The 536-nt window shown below is 41.6% G+C and carries 1 pseudogene; it reads left to right on the top strand.

What is annotated here, in order from left to right:
• Window positions 1-309 precede the first annotated feature (309 nt).
• Window positions 310-536, top strand: a pseudogene (locus tag R8N49_RS29945) (hydrolase); the annotation flags it as partial.

Raw genomic sequence — 536 nt, 5'->3', positions numbered from 1 at the left:
CCTTTGTTTACTGATGCTTTAGTCAAAAGTAGAAATAAGAATACGTTGCATCATGATTTATTGTCGTTTTCAAGGAAGTCAACCAAAGCAACAAGAATCTTTTAAAACCAATACTCAGCTCAAAGAACTGACGTTAAACAGTGAGCTTCGAGTGATATTCTTATGCAACTAGGATTATTATCTACGCCATAATTAAAATTACGTCCAAATAGCCCACCTTTAAGGGTTCTTTTCGCTGTCGCGCCCTTTCTCTAAATATCAGGCCATGATGTCGGTTTGCGTGGGCTTAAAAACATGTCGGTATAAATAATGAAGCATTCTTCCTCTCCCGATGCTATTGCGGGTTTTGAAGTCGATCTAAAACAAGCGCTCATCTGGGTCGCCCGTGCACTCGACTATGTAGGTGTCGATGACACTCACCACAGTCACCGCGTCGCATACATCGCCTACCAATGTGCTCTAGCCTTAAATTGGGATTTAAAGAAAGCAGAGTTTTGTTACTTTGCAGGCATGATTCACGATTGTGGCGTCTCTGA

The organism is Vibrio sp. 1978 (genome assembly GCF_033344345.1).
Note: the sequence above shows the minus strand (reverse complement) of the source record. Positions and strands in the feature narration are given on the sequence as shown.